This is a genomic window from Streptomyces sp. 3330, from assembly GCF_031456635.1.
GTDB lineage: Bacteria > Actinomycetota > Actinomycetes > Streptomycetales > Streptomycetaceae > Streptomyces.
Map to the genome: position 1 here is coordinate 57,140 of NZ_JAVDVA010000017.1, position 15,250 is coordinate 72,389.

General features: G+C 71.7%; 16 protein-coding genes. 11 read left to right on the plus strand and 5 right to left on the minus strand.

What is annotated here, in order from left to right:
* Window positions 1-89 precede the first annotated feature (89 nt).
* Window positions 90-557, minus strand: coding sequence for a thioredoxin-dependent thiol peroxidase (gene bcp / locus J2X68_RS26220; RefSeq protein ID WP_310435032.1), 468 nt, complete (start codon window positions 555-557; stop codon window positions 90-92).
* Between the two features lie 94 nt (window positions 558-651).
* Here bcp and J2X68_RS26225 point away from each other — a divergent pair, with 94 nt between their 5' ends.
* The 3 genes from J2X68_RS26225 to J2X68_RS26235 all read left to right on the plus strand — a co-directional run bounded on the left by J2X68_RS26225 (window position 652) and on the right by J2X68_RS26235 (window position 1,891).
* Window positions 652-981 carry a DUF3618 domain-containing protein gene (locus J2X68_RS26225; protein ID WP_310435033.1) on the plus strand — a complete coding sequence of 110 codons (330 nt, stop codon included), beginning with the start codon at window positions 652-654 and terminating at the stop codon, window positions 979-981.
* Window positions 982-1,079: 98 nt separating this feature from the next.
* Window positions 1,080-1,382 carry a co-chaperone GroES gene (locus J2X68_RS26230; RefSeq protein WP_372481747.1) on the plus strand — a complete coding sequence of 101 codons (303 nt, stop codon included), beginning with the start codon at window positions 1,080-1,082 and terminating at the stop codon, window positions 1,380-1,382.
* Between the two features lie 188 nt (window positions 1,383-1,570).
* Window positions 1,571-1,891, plus strand: coding sequence for a multidrug efflux SMR transporter (locus J2X68_RS26235; RefSeq protein WP_015660107.1), 321 nt, complete (start codon window positions 1,571-1,573; stop codon window positions 1,889-1,891).
* A 54-nt stretch (window positions 1,892-1,945) separates the two neighbouring features.
* Here J2X68_RS26235 and J2X68_RS26240 read toward each other — a convergent pair whose 3' ends face one another.
* On the minus strand, window positions 1,946-4,369 hold the full coding sequence (locus J2X68_RS26240; RefSeq protein WP_310435034.1) for a transglycosylase domain-containing protein: 2,424 nt from the start codon (window positions 4,367-4,369) through the stop codon (window positions 1,946-1,948).
* A gap of 243 nt (window positions 4,370-4,612) precedes the next feature.
* On the opposite strand from J2X68_RS26240, the gene J2X68_RS26245 reads away from it, so the two are divergent.
* From J2X68_RS26245 to J2X68_RS26260, 4 genes are read left to right on the plus strand one after another with little or no spacing between them, the layout of a single operon-like run.
* Window positions 4,613-5,413 carry an ABC-2 family transporter protein gene (locus J2X68_RS26245; RefSeq protein WP_310435035.1) on the plus strand — a complete coding sequence of 267 codons (801 nt, stop codon included), beginning with the start codon at window positions 4,613-4,615 and terminating at the stop codon, window positions 5,411-5,413.
* A 49-nt stretch (window positions 5,414-5,462) separates the two neighbouring features.
* The gene (locus tag J2X68_RS26250; RefSeq protein WP_310435151.1) at window positions 5,463-6,227 is read left to right on the plus strand and encodes an ABC transporter permease; all 765 of its coding nucleotides are present in this window, start codon (window positions 5,463-5,465) and stop codon (window positions 6,225-6,227) included.
* Between the two features lie 2 nt (window positions 6,228-6,229).
* Window positions 6,230-7,288: an ATP-binding cassette domain-containing protein gene (locus J2X68_RS26255; RefSeq protein ID WP_399040862.1), complete on the plus strand. Its 1,059-nt coding sequence runs from the start codon at window positions 6,230-6,232 to the stop codon at window positions 7,286-7,288.
* 9 nt (window positions 7,289-7,297) lie between these two features.
* Window positions 7,298-8,125, plus strand: coding sequence for a DUF1707 domain-containing protein (locus tag J2X68_RS26260; protein ID WP_310435036.1), 828 nt, complete (start codon window positions 7,298-7,300; stop codon window positions 8,123-8,125).
* A gap of 24 nt (window positions 8,126-8,149) precedes the next feature.
* Here J2X68_RS26260 and J2X68_RS26265 read toward each other — a convergent pair whose 3' ends face one another.
* Window positions 8,150-9,472 carry an SGNH/GDSL hydrolase family protein gene (locus J2X68_RS26265; protein WP_310435037.1) on the minus strand — a complete coding sequence of 441 codons (1,323 nt, stop codon included), beginning with the start codon at window positions 9,470-9,472 and terminating at the stop codon, window positions 8,150-8,152.
* A gap of 190 nt (window positions 9,473-9,662) precedes the next feature.
* On the opposite strand from J2X68_RS26265, the gene J2X68_RS26270 reads away from it, so the two are divergent.
* Together J2X68_RS26270 and J2X68_RS26275 are read left to right on the plus strand one after the other, a co-directional pair.
* The gene (locus J2X68_RS26270; protein WP_310435038.1) at window positions 9,663-10,985 is read left to right on the plus strand and encodes a DUF445 domain-containing protein; all 1,323 of its coding nucleotides are present in this window, start codon (window positions 9,663-9,665) and stop codon (window positions 10,983-10,985) included.
* A gap of 65 nt (window positions 10,986-11,050) precedes the next feature.
* On the plus strand, window positions 11,051-12,583 hold the full coding sequence (locus J2X68_RS26275; RefSeq protein ID WP_310435039.1) for an MFS transporter: 1,533 nt from the start codon (window positions 11,051-11,053) through the stop codon (window positions 12,581-12,583).
* A gap of 184 nt (window positions 12,584-12,767) precedes the next feature.
* Here J2X68_RS26275 and J2X68_RS26280 read toward each other — a convergent pair whose 3' ends face one another.
* Window positions 12,768-13,385 carry a protease gene (locus tag J2X68_RS26280; RefSeq protein WP_310435040.1) on the minus strand — a complete coding sequence of 206 codons (618 nt, stop codon included), beginning with the start codon at window positions 13,383-13,385 and terminating at the stop codon, window positions 12,768-12,770.
* A 192-nt stretch (window positions 13,386-13,577) separates the two neighbouring features.
* On the opposite strand from J2X68_RS26280, the gene J2X68_RS26285 reads away from it, so the two are divergent.
* Together J2X68_RS26285 and J2X68_RS26290 are read left to right on the plus strand one after the other, a co-directional pair.
* A complete protein-coding gene (locus J2X68_RS26285) occupies window positions 13,578-14,570 on the plus strand; it encodes a helix-turn-helix domain-containing protein (protein WP_310435041.1) in 993 nt (330 codons plus the stop codon).
* Entirely contained in the window at window positions 14,567-14,836 is a 270-nt protein-coding gene (locus J2X68_RS26290; RefSeq protein WP_310435042.1) for a hypothetical protein, read from the plus strand. Before J2X68_RS26285 ends, J2X68_RS26290 begins: the two co-directional genes overlap by 4 nt.
* Window positions 14,837-14,925: 89 nt before the next feature.
* On the opposite strand, the gene J2X68_RS26295 is transcribed toward J2X68_RS26290, so the two are convergent.
* Entirely contained in the window at window positions 14,926-15,228 is a 303-nt protein-coding gene (locus tag J2X68_RS26295; RefSeq protein WP_310435043.1) for a hypothetical protein, read from the minus strand.
* Window positions 15,229-15,250: the final 22 nt, after the last annotated feature.

Consider the following 15,250-nt stretch of genomic DNA (forward strand, 5'->3'; position numbering starts at 1 on the left):
CGTCGATGTGATCGACACGCCCGAAAGGGAGGAGCGGCCCGCGCCGGGGATTCCCGGGCGCGGGCCGCTCGGTGACGGGAGGAGGGCTCTCAGATGCCCAGATCCTTGATGATCTTGGCGACGTGGCCGGTGGCGCGGACGTTGTAGAGGGCCCGTTCGACCTTGCCCTCCTCGTCGACCACGATCGTGGAGCGGATGACGCCCATGTAGGTCTTGCCGTAGTTCTTCTTCTCGCCGTACGCCGCGTAGGCCTCGGTGACGGTCTTCTCGGGGTCGGCCAGGAGGGTGACCTTCAGGGACTCCTTCTCGCGGAACCTGCCCAGCTTCTCGGGGCTGTCGGGGGAGATGCCGATGACGTCGTACCCGGCGCCGGTCAGCAGTTCCAGGTTGTCCGTGAAGTCGCAGGCCTGCTTCGTGCAGCCGGGGGTAAGCGCGGCCGGGTAGAAGTAGACGATGACCTTGCGGCCCTTGTGGTCCGACAGGGACACCTGGTTGCCGTCGGCGTCGGGGAGGGTGAAGGCGGGGGCCACGTCCCCGGGCTGGAGTCGCTCGCTCATCTGGCCAGCGTAACCGGGGGTCCTGACAGTGCGGCGGCGGGCAGAGCTGACAGACTGTCCAGAACAAGACACAGCTGACTTCGGAGGCCTTACCGTGGCGGAGACGTCGGACACCAGAACCCCGGCGCAGATCGAGGCGGACATCAGGGCCCGCCGCGAGGTGCTGGCGGAGACGCTGGACGAGATCGGGGTGCGGGTGCATCCGAAGACCATCGTCGGGGACGCGAAAGCCAAGGTCGTCGCCAACGTCGATCACACGCTCGGGAAGGCCTACGTCCAGGTCAACCGTGCCGTGAGCGAGGTGCGGGCGCAGTTCGTGAACGAGGAGGGCGCGCCCCGGCTGGAGCGGGTCGTGCCGGTGGCGCTCGTGGTCGTCGGCGTGGTGGGGCTGCTCGCGTTCAGCGGGCGGCGCCGCAGGGGCTGATCCCCTGCGCTCCCCGGGCATCCGCGCGGGGTAGGTTCAGTGGTGTGAGCGCCAAGAGAGACGATCTGAGTACCACGCACGACAAGCTGCCCATCCGGATGCTGCACGACCGCGTGCTCGTGAAGCAGGAGACCGGCGAGGGCGAGCGGCGTTCGGGTGGCGGCATTCTGATTCCCGCCACCGCGGCCGTCGGTCGCCGGCTGGCATGGGCCCAGGTGGTCGCCGTGGGGCAGAACGTGCGGACCGTGGAGCCGGGGGACCGGGTGCTGTACGACCCCGAGGACCGTGCGGAGGTCGAGGTGCGGGGCGTCGCGTACGTGCTGATGCGGGAGCGCGATCTGCACGCCGTGGCGGCCGACCGGTTCGAGGGCTCGGAGGACTCGACCGGCCTGTACCTCTGAAGTAGTGGGCGAAAAGGGCTGGTGACCATGGTCACCAGCCCTTTTGTCGTTTCTTTGCTACGTTGGGAAGGAGCCCGACGAGACGCGCCGTACCGGGATGCCGCGGACAGGAGTGCCTGCGGAGCGCAGGAAAAGACGACGCATCGCTGTGTCAGTGCGTTCGCGTTCGCGTCTCGGAGGTGTCTCCCATGGCCTGGGTTCTGCTCGTCGTCGCCGGTCTGCTGGAAGTCGGCTGGTCGGTCGGGATGAAGTACACGGACGGGTTCACCCGGCTCGTCCCGAGTCTGTTCACCGGCGCCGGCATCGTCGCCAGCATGCTGCTGCTGTCGTACGCCGCACGCTCCCTGCCCATCGGTACCGCCTATGGCGTATGGGTCGGGATCGGGGCCGCGGGGGCGGCGGTGGTCGGCATGGTGGTGCTGGGGGAGCCGGCGACCGCCGCCCGGATCTTCTTCGTGTGCCTGCTGCTGGTCGCCGTGGTGGGCCTCAAGGCGACCAGCGGTCACTGAGGGCGCCGGTGCGCCTCGGCCGACGTCGGTCCGCGTCGGCCGAGGCCGTTCGCGTCAGTCCCAGCCCGTGGCCGTGAGCTGGGGGCCGGTCGTCGTGCCCGTCGTGGTGCCGGTGTCTCCGCTCGTGCCGTCGGTGCTGCCGGTGGATGTGCCGCCGTCGGTCGTGCCGGAGCTGGTGCCCGAGGTCGTTCCGTTGCTCGACGTGCCGCCGTCGGTGGTGCCGGTCGAGGTGTTGCCGCTGGTCGTACCGCCGTCGGTGGTGCCGGAGGTGGTGCTTCCGGTGGTGCCGCCGGTCGTGGTGCCGCCGTTCGTCTGCCCCTGGGTCTGGCCCTGCGTCTGGCCCTTGGTGTCGCCGGCGTCCGGCGTGCTGCCGTCGGTCTCGTCGTCGCTGGGCTCGTCCTCGGAGGGCGGGGACGAGGGGTAGGCGGACTGCTCGCCGCCCTCCTGGATCTGGAGGTTGAAGTCCCTGGCCGGTTCGCCCTTGAGGGCGTTCTTGGTGAACTGGGCCCAGATCTCGGTGGGCGCGCCGCCGCCATTGATGCGGGGCAGGCCCATGGCGCCCTTGAGGGACTTGTGGGCGGCGGTCTGCGGGTCCTGGCCCATGACCGCGACCACGGTGGCGAGGTCGGGCGTGTAGCCGGCGAACCAGGCGGCGGTGTCCTCCTCGGCGGTGCCGGTCTTGCCGGCGGCGGGCCGGTCGGCGGCGAGGGCCGCGGTGGCGGTGCCGTTCTGGACGACGCTGCGCAGGACCGAGGTGGTGGTGTCGGCGGCCTCGCGGCTGACCACCTGGGAGGACTTCTGCTCGGGCAGGTCCACCACGTCGGAGCCGTCCTTGGTGACCTTCTCGATCAGGGTGTACGTGCCGTGCTTGCCGTGGTTGGCGAGGGTGGCGTAGGCCTCCGCCATGTCCAGGACGCTGGCGTTGGCCGTGCCGAGGGCGATGGAGGGGTAGGGCTGCAGGTCGGGGGTGTCCGTGGGCAGGCCGAGCTCGATGGCGGTCTGCTTGACCTTGGCGGGGCCGACGTCGACGGCCATCTGCGCGTACACCGAGTTCACCGACTTGTCGGTGGCGGTGCGGACGTCGATGTTGCCGTAGTTGACGTAGTCCTCGTTCTCGGGGGCGTAGGTGCCGCCGGACCAGCCCTGGATGGGGCGCTTGTTGGTGCCGTCGTAGATCGTGCTGGGGGTGATCTGGCGGCCGTCCTGGGTCTCGGAGCCGTTCTCGACGGCCGAGGTGAAGACGAAGGGCTTGAAGGTGGAGCCGACCTGGAAGTCCTGGCGGGTGGCGTTGTTCGTGTACTGCTTGACGTAGTCGATGCCGCCGTACAGGGCGAGGACCTTGCCGGTCTTGGGTTCGACGGCGGCGCCGCCCGCGCGGACGTAGGTGTCGACCTTGCGGTTCTTCTTGTCGAGCTTCTTCATCAGCTTGTCGTTGACGGCGTCGACGAAGGCGTTCTGCTTCTTCTTCTCGATCGTGGTGGTGATGCGGTAGCCGCCGGCGTCGAGCTCGTCCTGCGTGACGATCTTGTTGTCGCGCAGGTAGTCCTTGATCGCGTTGACGAGGTAGCCGCGCTGTCCGGACATGCCGGTGTCGGCGCCGGAGGTCTCCTTGACGGCGGGGAACTTCATGCCGGTGCGCGCGGTCTCGCCGAGCCAGCCCTTGGTGACCATGCCGTCGAGGACGTAGTTCCAGCGGGCCTCGGCGGCGGCCTTGTTCTCGGGGTGGGCGATGATGTCGTACTCGCTGGGCGCGTTGACCAGGGCGGCGAGGTAGGCGCCCTGGGCGGGGGTGAGCTTGGCGGCCTCGATGCCGAAGTAGGCCTTGGCGGCGGCCTGCATGCCGTAGGCGTTGCGGCCGAAGTAGCTGGTGTTGAGGTAGCCCTCGAGGATGTCGTCCTTGGAGGTCTCGCGGTCCAGCTTGATGGAGATGAAGAACTCCTTCACCTTGCGGGTGACGGTCTGTTCCTGCGCGAGGTAGTAGTTCTTCACGTACTGCTGGGTGATCGTGGAGCCGGACTGCTTGCCCTTGCCGGTGGCGGTGTTCCAGCCGGCCCGGAGCATCGCCTTGGGGTCGATGGCGGACTCGGTGTAGAAGTCGCGGTCCTCGGCGGCGAGGACGGCGTGCTGGGCGTCCTTGGAGATCTGGGAGAGGTCGACGTTCTCGCGGTTGACGGTGCCGTCGCGGGCGATCTCGGTGCCGTCGGCGTAGAGGTAGACGTTGGACTGCTTGGTGGCGAGCGCGTTGGCCGGCGGGATCTTGACCATGGAGTAGCCGAGGACGAAGAGCCCGCCGAGGACCAGCACGCCGAGGACGAACGTGCCGAGCACCATCCGCCAGGTGGGCAGGAGCCGGCGCAGTCCGGTGCGCTTGGGTCGCTTCATCTTCTTGCCTTCCTCGCCACTTCCTCCGTCACCCGCCTCGGGGGCTCCGGGTGCCGAGCCCTCGGTGGGCTGCTGCGGCTGTGGCTCGTCACTCATGTGTTGCTGGACTCCTGTTTCGCGTCGTACGTTCCCGTACGCCTCGTAAGCCTCGTACGCCTTCTGCGTCCCCTGTTGAAGACTCTCGCACCCAGCGTTCCGTTCCCGACAATCGGCGCGCGTTCGGTCACACGTCGTGCCCGGAAAACGCGTGGCACGTGGCCGGAGCGGCGCACTAGGCTCCTGCGCTTCGGTGCCGAAGCGGGCACCAAGGGTGACTAGTGGGCGAGGAGGACGGTTGCCTTGGGATCGGCGCGGTTGTACGCGACCGTCGCGGCGGGGGGTTTCCGAAGGTACGCGACGTATCGGGTGGCCACGGCCGCGGGGGTGTTCACCAACACCGTTTTCGGCCTGATCCTCGTCTACACCTATCTCGCGTTGTGGGACGAGCGACCGCACCTGGGGGGCTATGACCAGGCGCAGGCCGTCACCTATGTGTGGCTGGGGCAGGCGCTGTTCGCGACGCTCGCGATCCAGGGCGGCGGTTTCGAGACGGAGTTGATGGAGCGGATCCGCACGGGTGAGGTCGCCGTCGATCTGTACCGGCCGGCCGATCTCCAGGTGTGGTGGCTGGCGGGCGACCTGGGCCGGGCGTCGTTCCAGCTGCTGGGTCGCGGGGTGGTGCCGTTCGTCTTCGGCGCGCTGTTCTTTCCGACGGCGTTGCCCCACGATCCGGTGACCTGGCTGGCCTTCGCGGTGACGATCGTGCTGGCGATGGTGGTCAGTTACGGCATCCGGTTCCTGGTGGCGTTGAGCGGGTTCTGGCTGATGGACGGCACGGGTGCGGTGCAGGTGCTGATGGTCACCGGGATGTTCTTCTCGGGGATGGCGCTGCCGCTCAACGCGTTTCCCCGGCCGCTCGGTGACATCGTGGTGCTGCTGCCGTGGTCGGCGCTGCTGCAGATGCCGGCCGACGTGCTGATGGGGCGGACGCATCCGCTGTACGCGTTCGCCTTCCAGGCCTGCTGGGCGGTGGTGCTGCTGGCGGTGGGCCGGCTGGTGCAGGGTGCGGCGACGCGGCGGGTGGTGGTGCAGGGTGGGTGAGGGCGGCCGGGCGGCGGAGGGGCTGCGGGCCTACCGGCTGATCGCCGGGATGTGGATCCGGTCGACGCTGGCCTACCGGGTGTCGTTCGTGCTGACGGTGGTCGGTGGTCTGCTGGTGACCGGGCTGGACTTTGTCGCGATCTTGCTGATGTTCTCGCAGGTGGACGTGCTGGGCGGCTACGCGCTGCCGGAGGTCGCCTTCCTCTACGGGTTGTCGGCGACGTCGTTCGGGCTCGCGGATCTGTCGATCGGCTCGGCGGGCCGGCTGGGCTCGCGGGTGCGGGACGGCACGCTCGACACGCTGCTGGTGCGGCCCGCGCCGGTCCTGGCCCAGGTCGCCGCGGACCGGTTCGCGCTGCGCCGGGTGGCCCGGCTGATCCAGGGCGCCCTGGTGCTGGGCTACGCGTGCGTCGCGCTGGACGTGGCCTGGACGCCGGTGGACGTGGCGCTGGTGCCGGTGATGCTGGTGTGCGGCGGGATGATCTTCTCGGCGGTGTTCGTGGCGGGCGCGGCGTTCCAGTTCGTGGCGCAGGACGCGTCCGAGGTGCAGGCCGCGTTCACGTACGGCGGCCAGACACTGTTGCAGTATCCGCCGACGGTGTTCGGCACGGAGCTGGTGCGCGGGGTGACGTTCGTGCTGCCGCTGGCGTTCGTCAACTGGGTGCCGGCGGCGCATGTGCTGGGGCGGCCGTATCCGTTGGGGCTGCCGGAGTGGGCGGCGTTCGCTCCGCCGGTGGTGGCGGTGGCGTGCTGTGCGGTGGCGGGGCTGGCGTGGCGGGCGGGGCTGCGGACGTATCGGAGTACGGGGAGTTGAGGGTGACCGTGTCGGAGGGTGCGAGGGTGTCGGAGAGCGCGTTCATCGAGGTGGACCGGGTCGAGAAGGTCTTCGACGTGCGCAGGCGGACCGGTTTCCTGAAGCGGGAGCTGCGGCGGGTGCGGGCGGTGGACGCGCTCTCGTTCACCGTGGCGCGCGGTGAGATGGTCGGCTACATCGGGCCGAACGGTGCGGGGAAGTCGACGACGATCAAGATGCTGACCGGGATCCTGACACCGAGCGGGGGCCGGCTGCGGGTCGCCGGGATCGACCCGTCCCGGGAGCGGACGCGGCTGGCGCATCGCATCGGGGTGGTGTTCGGGCAGCGTACGACGTTGTGGTGGGACCTGCCGCTGATCGACTCCTACCGGCTGATGCACCGCATGTACCGGATCCCGGACGGCCGTTACCGGGAGAACCTCGACCGGCTGGTCGAACTCCTGGATCTGTCGCCGCTGCTGGAGGTGCCGGTGCGTCAGCTGTCGCTGGGCCAGCGGATGCGCGGGGACATCGCCGCGGCGCTGCTGCACGATCCCGAGGTGCTCTACCTGGACGAGCCGACGATCGGCCTGGACGTGGTCTCCAAGGCGCGGGTGCGGGAGTTCCTGCGGGAGCTGAACACCGAGCGCGGCACGACGGTGCTGCTCACCACGCACGACCTCCAGGACATCGAGCAGCTCTGCTCCCGGGTGATGGTCATCGACCACGGCCGGTTGGTCTACGACGGTGCGCCGGCCGGGCTGCACGAGGTGGGGGCGAGCGAGCGGACGCTGGTGGTGGACCTGGAACGGGAGCTGCCGCCGGTCGAGGTGGGGGAGGCGGCGCGGGTGGTGAAGGTGGACGGGCCGCGGCAGTGGCTGGCGTTCCCGGCGTCGGAGTCGGCGGCTCCGCTCGTGGCCCGGATCGCGGCGGAGTACCCGCTGGTGGACCTGTCGGTGCGGGAGCCGGACATCGAGGCCGTGATCGCGAAGATGCTGTACGCGACGGGCGACGCCCCCGGGTCCCCGCCGGACCGGGAGCGCGCCGCGGAGACCGTAGTGCCGGGGCCCGGGAACTCGTAGGCTGCTGATATGACCGACGACGCAGCCCCGGGCCTGCCGGATCTCCGTGCCTCCGACGCCGATCGTGAGCGGGTCGCCGAGGTCCTGCGGGACGCCCTCGCGGAGGGCCGGCTCGACATGACGGAGTTCGAGGAGCGGCTGGAGGAGACGTACAAGGCGCGCACGTACGGGGAGTTGGCGCCGATCACCCGGGATCTGCCGGTCGCCGGGGTCACGCCTCCCGCCGTCGTGTCGCTGCACAAGGAGCCGGCGGCCGAGGGGAGTTGGGCCGGGCGGATCGTGGGCGGCGAGGGTTCGTCGACCTGGGCGGTGGCGGTGCTGTCCGGCTTCCAGCGCAGGGGCCGCTGGACGGTCCCCCGGCGGTTCACCTGCTTCGCCTTCTGGGGCGGCGGGGAGATCGACCTGCGTGAGGCGGACTTCGCCGCCGGCGAGGTCGAGATCAACTGTGTCGCGATCATGGGCGGGGTGCAGATCACCGTGCCGCCGGGGGTCGAGGTCGTGGTCCGCGGCATCGGCGTGATGGGCGGCTTCGACCAGCGGGAGACCGGGGTGCCGGGTGATCCGGGCGCGCCGCGGGTGGTCGTCGGCGGGTTCGCCTTCTGGGGCGGGGTGGGCGTCGAGCGCAAGAAGACGCGGGCCGCGCGGCGGCAGGAGAAGCTGGACCGCAGAGCGGCGAAGCGTGAGCTGCGTGCGTCGTCCCGGGAGGACGCCGGGGAGAGCGGCCGCCCGATGCCGGAGGGCCACGACGACGTCCCGCGCGGGCATGGACCCGGCCACGGCCGGGGCCACGCCGCCAGGGCCCGGGAGGACCGGCGGGAGCGCCGCTACGAGGACTGAGTCCGCCGTGCGGCCGGGCGGCCGTCACAGCCGGGCGGGCGCCGCCCCTGCCAGTTTCCCCAGGTCGAGGGCCTGCGCCATCGTGCGGTAGCCGCGGTCGCTGGGGTGCAGATGGTCGCCCGAGTCGTACTCCGGGCGCAGGCTGCGCGGGTCGTACGGGTCGCGCAGCGCCCGGTCCATGTCGACGACCGTGTCGAACACCGTGCCCGCCCGGATCACCTGGTTGATCCGCTGCCGTACGCCCTCGCGGCCGTCGTCGTAGCCGCGGTGGCCGCGGAACGGGGTGAGGGTGGTGCCGACGACCCTGATGCCGTGGGCGTGGGCGCGCTCGACGAGGGTGCGCAGGCCGTCCACGATCGCCTGCGGGTCGGCGAGTCCCGGGTCGCGCAGGATGTCGTTGATGCCGAGGTCGATGACGACGGCCTTGACGTTCGGGCGGCCGAGGACGTCCCGTTCGAAGCGGTGGAGCGCGGAGGCGCCGCGGCGGGAGTCGTCGGAGAGGACCCGGTTGCCGCTGATGCCCTCGTTGACGACGCCGTAGCGGGGCGTGTCCCCGTCGGCGGCGGCGCTCGCCCGCAGCCGGCCGGCGAGGACGTCGGGCCAGCGGCGGTTCGCGCCCGGGGTGGAGGTGACGCCGTCGGTGATGGAGTCGCCGAGGGCGACGAGGGTGCCGTCGGCCTCGTTGCTGAGCACGTCGAGGGCGGTCAGGTAGCGCCAGTACTCGCCGGCCCCGGTGAACGCGGCGCCGGTGACGTCCTCGGTGGACTCGCCCTCGGCGACGTAGTTGGCCTGCCGGGCGTGCGGGTGGTAGGTGACCGGCCCGGCGGAGGTGGGGGTGTAGGTGCTGACCAGGACGTCGGAGTCGTGCGGGACGACGACGGTCACGGCGTCGCTGACCGTCTGTCCGCCGGCCGGGACGACGACGGTGGTGGCGCCGCCGAAGGTGAGCCGGCGCAGCGTGTCGGGCACCGCCGCCGCGCTCCCGTCGCCCGCCGCGACGGCGAGGGTGGCGTGTGTCACGGTGAGCGGGCCGGTGCCGTGGAGATTGGAGAGCGTGACGCGGGCACTCGTCCCGCCGACGCCGGTGTGTACGACGTTGCGGACCGTGCGGCCCGCGGTGCCGTCGGCCGCGGTGCCCGGTTCGCCGCCTACCGGGGCGGCGGCCCAGGCGCCGACCCAGACGCCCGTGGAGACGGGGGCGGCGCTGCCGGGTGCGGCGGCGCGGGTGACGGCCCCGGGGCCGAGCCCGGGACCGTGGTCGGAGGCGGCGGAGACGTATATGGCGGCGGAAAGGCCCACGACGAGGGCGATGATCGCCGACAGGAGGGCACCATGTCGCCTGGTCATGCGGGGGTTCTCCTCGGTGAGGGGAGCGGTGCGGCTCCGGGTCGTGCGGGTGATGCGTTCACGCAGGAGTTCACCGTCGAGCTCCCCACCTGACAGACGCCGGGAACTCTTGTTCCGTTCCGGGAGTCGGTCAAGCAGGGACAATATCTGCGTGCGGGACACGGGTGGCACGGGGCGTCGACCGGAACGGATGGAACGGATGGATCGTACGGAAACGGAGCAGCCGGCCGGCGTCAAGGCGGCGCGCACGATGACCGTCTTCAGCGCCGCCGACGAGGAGAAACGGCGCGGGGTGCGCCGGATGAAGCTCACCGCGGCCGGGCTGCTGCTGTTCGTGGCCGTGGTGTACGTCCTCGCCGAGTGGGCCTCCCACCGGGGCGCGGGTCCCTGGGCGGGCTATGTCGCGGCCGCCGCGGAGGCGGGCATGGTCGGTGCGCTCGCCGACTGGTTCGCGGTCACGGCGCTGTTCCGCCACCCGCTGGGCCTGCCCATCCCGCACACCGCGATCATCCCGAACAAGAAGGACCAACTGGGCGTCTCGCTGGGTGAGTTCGTCGGGGAGAACTTCCTCTCCGAGGACGTCGTACGGCAGCGGCTGCGCGCGGTCGGCATCGCCACCCGGCTGGGCGCCTGGCTGGCCGATCCGGAGCACGCCGACCGGGTGACGGCCGAGCTGGCGACGGCGCTGCGGGGCGCGCTGACGGTGCTGCGCGACTCGGACGTGCAGGCGGTGGTGGGGGAGGCGATCACCCGGCGCGCGGACGCGCAGGAGATCGCGCCGGGCATCGGCAAGATGCTGGAGAAGGTCGTCGCGGACGGCGGTCACCGGCGGGCCGTGGACCTGGTGGTGACCCGGGCGTACGACTGGCTGCTGCTGCACAGCGACTCGGTGATGGGCGCGGTGGAGGGCGGCGCGCCCGGCTGGACCCCCCGTTTCGTCGACAAGCGGATCGGCGAGCGCGTCTACAAGGAACTGCTGCGGTTCTGCGGGGAGATGCGGGACATGCCGTCCCACCCGGCCCGGGGCGCCCTGGACCGGTTCCTCACCGACTTCGCCTCCGACCTGCAGTCCGACACGGACACGCGGGCGCGGGTGGAGCGGCTCAAGGGCGAGGTGCTGGGCCGGGGCGAGGTCCAGGACCTCATCGCGTCCGCCTGGACCGCCGTCCGCTCCATGATCGTCGCGGCGGCGGAGGACGAGCGCAGCGAGCTGCGGCTGCGGGTGCGGGCCTCGCTCCTGTCCCTGGGGGCCCGGATGGCCACCGAGCGCAAGGTCCAGCAGAAGGTGGACGGCTGGGTCGAGGGCGCGGCGGTGCACGTGGTGACGACCTACCGGAAGGAGATCACCTCCCTGATCACCGACACGGTCGCGGGCTGGGACGCGGAGCACACGACGCGCAAGATCGAGGCCAACATCGGCCGCGACCTCCAGTTCATCCGGATCAACGGCACGGTGGTGGGTTCGCTGGCCGGGTTGCTGATCTACACGGTGGCGCGCGCGCTCGGGGCGTGAAGCCGTCGGCCGGGGGAACCTGATCCGCGTGCCGCCCGATGGGGAGCGTGCCGAGGAGGGAGCCCATGACCAGCGCAGAAGCCGCCGTGCCGGCGGAGTCCGGCCGGACGATCACCACCGACATCCCCGCCCGCCTCGACCGGCTGCCCTGGTCGCGCTGGCACTGGACCATCGTCTTCGGACTCGGCACCGTGTGGATCCTGGACGGCCTGGAGGTCACGGTCGTCGGGAACATCGCGAGCCGCCTGTCCGAACCGGGAAGCGGCCTGCCCATCACCTCCGGGCAGGTCACGGGTATCGCCGCCGCGCTGTACGTGGCGGGCGCCTGTCTCGGGGCCCTGTTCTGGGGCCGGCTGACCGACAAGTGGGGCCGCAAGAAGCTGTTCATGATCACCCTCGCGGTGTATCTGGCGGCCACCGCCCTGACCGCGATCTCCTTCGACACCTGGTGGTTCCTGCTCTTCCGGTTCCTCACCGGTTTCGGCATCGGCGGCGAGTACGCGGCCATCAACTCCGCGATCGACGAGCTGATCCCCGCGCAGTACCGGGGCCGCGTCGACCTGATCATCAACGGCAGCTTCTGGCTCGGCGCGGTCGCCGGTTCGCTGCTGTCGATCGTCGCCCTGAACACGGACATCTTCGCGGCGGACGTGGGCTGGCGGCTGACGTTCGCGCTGGGCGCCGTCCTCGCCCTGGTGATCCTGCTCGTACGGCGGCACGTCCCGGAGAGTCCGCGCTGGCTGCTGATCCACGGCCGGGACCGGGAGGCCGAGCAGATCGTCAGCTCGATCGAACAGCAGATCGAGGAGGAGAACGGGGAGCGGCTGCCGCGGGCCGAGGGCGAGCTCACCATCCACCAGCGCCGCAGCGTCTCCTTCGTCGAGATCGCCCGCACGGTCTTCTCGTCCTACCGGCGGCGCGCGGTCCTCGGCTTCTCCCTGTTCATCGGGCAGGCCTTCCTCTACAACGCGATCACCTTCGGCTTCGGCGCGATCCTGACCAAGTTCTTCGACGTGCCGAGCGGCCACACCGGCTACTACTTCGCCGTCATCGCCATCGGCAACTTCTGCGGTCCGCTGCTGCTGGGCAAGCTGTTCGACACGGTCGGCCGACGGGTGATGATCTCCTCCACCTATCTGCTCTCCGGTGTCCTGCTGTTCGGCACGGCCTGGCTGTTCGACCAGGGCGCGCTGGACGCGACGACGATGACGGCCTGCTGGTGCGCGGTGCTGTTCTTCGCCTCGGCGGGCGCGTCGAGCGCCTACCTGACGGTGTCCGAGGTCTTCCCGATGGAGACCCGCGCGATGTCCATCGCCTTCTTCTACGCCCTCGGCACCGCGGCCGGCGGCATCAGCGGCCCGCTGCTGTTCGCCGAGCTCACCGACACGGGCAAGGTCGGCGACACGGTCCTCGCCTTCTGCATCGGCGCGGCCCTGATGTGCGCGGCCGGTCTGGTGGCGGTGTTCCTGGCGGTCAACGCCGAGCGACGCTCCCTGGAGGACATCGCCCGGCCGTTGACGGCGGCGACGACGAAGGCGCGCGAGGCGGCGACGCCGGGCGGGCCGACGCCGGGCGGCCCGCGGAACGCCACCGCCTGACGGCGCGGTCGGCCGCCCCACGCGGGTGCCCGGGCCCGGAGACCGGCTCTGCTGCCCGGCCCCCGCCGCCCGGGCCCTGCCGACGGCGCCTTGCCGCCGGGCCCTGATGCCCGGGCCCTCCCGGCCGGTCCCCCGCTCGGCCCGGCTCCGCCGGAGGCCGGGCCGATATCGACGACCTGACCGGCTACGCGCCTGTCGTCGACCCGGGCCTGACGATCATCAGGATCGTCACGGTCGCCCACAGCAGGTTGAAGATCCCGGTGACCATGGCCAGCCGAACGGTCGCCTCCCTGGAGCCGGTGCCGGTGCCGGTGCCGGTGCCGGTGTGGGTGGTGGAGCCGGGGACGGTGCCGGTGTCCGTGCCGGAGCCGGAGCCGGAGCCGGCGCTGGTGCTGGTGCCGGTGCTTGCGGCGACCTCCGCCCCCGCACCCTCGCCCGCTCCCGCCACCGCCTCCTCGCCCGCCCCCGTTGCCTCGACGAGCACCTCCTGCCCGGGCAGCACGAGGACCAGCAGCACACCCGCGGCCAGCACGGTCAGCACGATCGACGCGATCAGCCAGGGGTCGCCCATCACGCCCATGGCGCCCGCCGTGGCGAACCCGAAGACGGGGACGGCGAGCCCGACGGCCGCGTACACCTGGCAGATGCGGTGCAGCAGCCGTACGGTCTCGCTCGCGCGGGCGTCGTCGGGCGCGGCCAGGGCGCGGCGCGCGGCGGGCGGGAACATGCTGGCGGCTACGGTGACGGGCCCGATGGCGACGATCGCGGCGAGCACGTGCACGGCGAGGAGGAACTTGGTCACGCACCGACGCTAGGCGGCGCACGCGGCCCGTGGAAGCGGCGGAAATGCCAGAGGCCGACGGATTCTCGCCACCGCGCACCCGGCCGTTCCCCGCCCGCACGGCACCCCGCCGTCCAGGTGTCGGCGGGAATCAGCGACCCGTGATCAGGGGGCCGCGATGGCCGTAATCCGTCGCACACCTACGCTCTTGCCATGCACACCGTCGCCGTACTGGTCCTGGACGGGGTCGTCCCGTTCGATCTGTCCGCACCGATCGACGCCTTCGGCCGGCCGCGGCTGCCCGACGGGCGTCCGGCGTACCGGGTCAGGGTCTGCTCGCCGTCGCCCTCCGGGGAGGCGAGCGCGGGGGCGTTCACCGTGCGGGCGCCGCACGGGCTCGAGGCGCTCGCGGAAGCGGACACGATCATCCTGCCCGGGGTCGCGAACCCGCCCGACGAGCTGCCGATCGACGTCACGGAGGCCCTGCGGGACGCGGCGGCGAGCGGCACCCGGATCGCCTCGGTCTGCGTCGGCGCGTTCCTGCTCGCCGCGACCGGCCTGCTGGACGGGATGCGCGCGACGACGCACTGGATCGCGGCGCGGGAACTGGCCGAGCGCTACCCGAAGGTGACGGTCGACCCGAACGTCCTCTACGTCGACAACGGCCAGTTCCTGACCTCGGCGGGCGCCGCCGCGGCCCTCGACATGTGCCTGCACATGATCCGCGCCGACTACGGCTCGGCGGTCGCCGCACAGGCGGCCCGGATGTCGGTCATGCCGCTCGAACGGGAGGGCGGCCAGGCCCAGTTCATCGTCCACGAGCTGCCGCCCACGCCTGCCGGGGCGTCGCTCGAACCCGTGCTGGCCTGGCTGGAGGACCACTGCGGCCGGGAGCTGACCCTGGAGCAGATCGCCGGGCGGGCCGGCATGAGCACCCGTACCCTCAACCGTCGCTTCCGCGAACAGACCGGCACGACACCGCTGCGCTGGCTGCACCGGGCGCGGGTGCGGCGCGCGCAGTACCTGCTGGAGTCGACGGCGTACCCGGTGGAACGCATCGCCACCCAAGCGGGTTTCGGCTCCCCGACGGCCTTCCGCGAACGCTTCCGCAAGGTGGTCGGCACCAGCCCCCAGGGGTATCGGCGGGCGTTCCGGTCGGGGGAAGGGAGCGGGGGAGCCGCCGCGCTGCTCTCGCGATCCCCGTGACCGTGCTGGCCCTGGTGTACGCCTTCAACTCCTGCTTCCGCCTCGGCGACGTCCACGACCTGCTGCCGGCGCTGATCTCGCCGCTGCTGGTCTGGTCGCTGTTCGGCCTGGGCCTGTTGGACGACCCCGAGGTGGCCGCCCCGCCCCTCGTCCTCTACGGCTTCCTGGTGGGCGGCCCGCTGTCGGTGACGCTGCTGTCGGTGTGGGAGGTGGGGCGCCTGCGCCGCCGGCACGGGGTGACGCTGCGGTCGGCACTGGGCCGGTAGGCTCCCCGGCCCGTTTCCCGGCCCGTTTCCCGGCCCGCTCCCCGGCCCGTTTCCCGGCCCGCGCTTCCCGGCCGCCCGGCGCTCCTGCCTCAGCCTCGCCGGTCGGCGACCGCCCACGACGCGAGGGCGACCGCGCCCGCGACGCCGAACACCGACGGCCAGGCGCCCACCTTCTTCGCCAGCGGATGCGACCCCGCGAAGGCGGCGACGTACGCGGCGGTCAGTGCCCCTGCCGCCTTCCCGCCCGCCTGCTGCCGCCACTGCTGCGCGGCCGCGGCTCCCGCGACGGCCAGGACGGCCCCGCCCAGCGGCCGCTTCCTCGTCCACCGGGCCACGCCGTACCCGCCGACCAGCCCGCCCGCGGCGATCACCGCGCTGGGAACCTTCGCCATGTCTGCCTGCCTTCTCGTCGGT